Origin of the sequence: Atopobacter sp. AH10, assembly GCF_003664595.1 — a bacterium.
GTDB lineage: Bacteria > Bacillota > Bacilli > Lactobacillales > Aerococcaceae > Atopobacter.
In genome coordinates this window covers 1-3,176 of the sequence record NZ_QXPZ01000038.1, presented here as the reverse complement: position 1 = coordinate 3,176, position 3,176 = coordinate 1, and the positions used below count along the sequence as shown (strand labels likewise).

The window sequence follows — 3,176 nt, the reverse complement described above, 5'->3', positions numbered from 1 at the left end:
TTTGTTCATTGACAACTGAATACTAACGCAATATTGACATAATTTACCGAGAAATAAACTGCGATTTTCTTAACGAAAACAGCAATACGCTATTCCTTTACTTAACCAATGGTTAAGTGAATAAGGGCGTACGGTGGATGCCTTGGCACTAGGAGCCGATGAAGGACGGAACTAACACCGATATGCTTCGGGGAGCTGTAAGTAAGCTTTGATCCGAAGATTTCCGAATGGGGGAACCCCACTGCTTCTGGCAGTGACATCACTCTGAATACATAGGAGTGAATGAGGGACACGCGGAGAACTGAAACATCTCATTACCCGCAGGAAGAGAAAGAAATTTCGATTCCCTGAGTAGCGGCGAGCGAAAGGGGAAGAGCCCAAACCAAAGAGCTTGCTCTTTGGGGTTGTAGGACACCCATATGATGAGCGTTATAGGTTAGGTGAAGCTTCTGGGAAGGAGCGCCAAAGAAGGTGATAGCCCTGTAACCGACAACTTATAACCCGTCGGGTGTATCCTGAGTACGGCGAGACACGAGAAATCTCGTCGGAATCTACCAGGACCATCTGGTAAGGCTAAATACTCCCTAGTGACCGATAGTGAACCAGTACCGTGAGGGAAAGGTGAAAAGCACCCCGGGAGGGGAGTGAAAGAGTACCTGAAACCGTATGCTTACAAGTAGTCAGAGCCCGTTAAGGGGTGATGGCGTACCTTTTGTAGAATGGACCGGCGAGTGACGTTTGCGAGCAAGGTTAAGTTGAAGAAACGGAGCCGTAGCGAAAGCGAGTCTGAATAGGGCGCATGAGTTCGTAGACGTCGACCCGAAACCAAGTGACCTACCCATGTCCAGGTTGAAGATGTGGTAAAACGCATTGGAGGACCGAACCAGGACACGTTGAAAAGTGTTTGGATGAGGTGTGGGTAGCGGAGAAATTCCAATCGAACTTGGAGATAGCTGGTTCTCTCCGAAATAGCTTTAGGGCTAGCCTCAATTTATGGCAATCGTGGAGGTAGAGCACTGTTTGGACTAGGGGCCAGTCTTTGGTTACCGAATTCAGATAAACTCCGAATGCCACGTATTGAAAATTGGGAGTCAGACGGCGAGTGATAAGATCCGTCGTCGAAAGGGAAACAGCCCAGACCACCAACTAAGGTCCCAAAATATCTGTTAAGTGGAAAAGGATGTGGGGTTGCACAGACAACTAGGATGTTGGCTTAGAAGCAGCCATCATTCAAAGAGTGCGTAATAGCTCACTAGTCGAGTGACCCTGCGCCGAAAATGTACCGGGGCTAAACAGATTACCGAAGTTGTGGATTGAACTTTGTTCAGTGGTAGGAGAGCGTTCTAAGGGCAGAGAAGCTAGACCGTAAGGACTGGTGGAGCGCTTAGAAGTGAGAATGCCGGTATGAGTAGCGAAAGACGGGTGAGAATCCCGTCCACCGAATGACTAAGGTTTCCTGGGGAAGGCTCGTCCGCCCAGGGTTAGTCGGGACCTAAGCTGAGGCCGATAGGCATAGGCGATGGATAACAGGTTGATATTCCTGTACTTCTTCAAATCGTTTGACCGATGGAGGGACGCAGGAGGCTAAGAAGAGCACACCGCTGGTTGAGTGTGTCCAAGCAACAAGTCTGACGAGGAGTCAAATGCTTCTGGTTAAGGACAAGTTGTGATGGGGAGGGAAATAAAGTACCGAAGCTTCTGACGTCACACTGCCGAGAAAAGCTTCTAGGGAGAAATGAAGGACCCGTACCGCAAACCGACACAGGTAGTCGAGGAGAGTATCCTCAGGTGAGCGAGCGAACTCTCGTTAAGGAACTCGGCAAAATGACCCCGTAACTTTGGGAGAAGGGGTGCTGACTTTGTCAGCCGCAGTGAATAGGCCCAGGCGACTGTTTATCAAAAACACAGGTCTCTGCTAAATCGAAAGATGACGTATAGGGGCTGACGCCTGCCCGGTGCTGGAAGGTTAAGAGGAGAGGTTAGCCCTCGGGCGAAGCTTCGAATTGAAGCCCCAGTAAACGGCGGCCGTAACTATAACGGTCCTAAGGTAGCGAAATTCCTTGTCGGGTAAGTTCCGACCCGCACGAAAGGCGTAACGATCTGGGCACTGTCTCAACGAGAGACTCGGTGAAATTATAGTACCTGTGAAGATGCAGGTTACCCGCGACAGGACGGAAAGACCCCATGGAGCTTTACTGCAGTTTGATATGGAGTGTTTGTGTGACACGTACAGGATAGGTAGGAGCCAAGGAAGCCGGGACGCTAGTTTCGGTGGAGGCACTGGTGGGATACTACCCTTGTGACATGACCATTCTAACCCGCACCCATTAGCTGGGTGGGAGACAGTGTCAGACGGGCAGTTTGACTGGGGCGGTCGCCTCCTAAAGTGTAACGGAGGCGCCCAAAGGTTCCCTCAGAATGGTTGGAAATCATTCGCAGAGTGTAAAGGCAGAAGGGAGCTTGACTGCGAGACCTACAAGTCGAGCAGGGACGAAAGTCGGGCTTAGTGATCCGGTGGTTCCGCATGGAAGGGCCATCGCTCAACGGACAAAAGCTACCCTGGGGATAACAGGCTTATCTCCCCCAAGAGTTCACATCGACGGGGAGGTTTGGCACCTCGATGTCGGCTCATCGCATCCTGGGGCTGTAGTCGGTCCCAAGGGTTGGGCTGTTCGCCCATTAAAGCGGTACGCGAGCTGGGTTCAGAACGTCGTGAGACAGTTCGGTCCCTATCCGTCGCGGGCGTTGGAAATTTGAGAGGAGCTGTCCTTAGTACGAGAGGACCGGGATGGACATACCTCTGGTGTACCAGTTGTTCTGCCAAGAGCATCGCTGGGTAGCTATGTATGGCATGGATAAGCGCTGAAAGCATCTAAGCGTGAAGCCACCCTCAAGATGAGATTTCCCATTTCTTTAAGAAAGTAAGATCCCTGAAAGACGATCAGGTAGATAGGCTAGAAGTGGAAGTGTAGTGATACATGGAGCGGACTAGTACTAATCGATCGAGGACTTATCCAAAGAAGGTAAGTAAAGGAAAGAAAGAAAACGTAGTTTACGGTAAAGGTCAAGCGTTAGATTCAGTTATGAGTGAACAAACACTCAATAGTGTGGTGACAATGGCAAGAAGGACACACCTGTTCCCATCTCGAACACAGCAGTTAAGCTTCTTTGCGCCG

General features: G+C 50.3%; 2 rRNA genes. Both read left to right on the top strand.

Annotated features, from left to right (window positions below):
- Positions 1–110: 110 nt before the first annotated feature.
- A 23S ribosomal RNA gene (locus D3H64_RS07955) occupies positions 111–3,018 on the top strand.
- A gap of 88 nt (positions 3,019–3,106) precedes the next feature.
- Positions 3,107–3,176, top strand: a 5S ribosomal RNA gene (gene rrf, locus D3H64_RS07950); the annotation flags it as partial.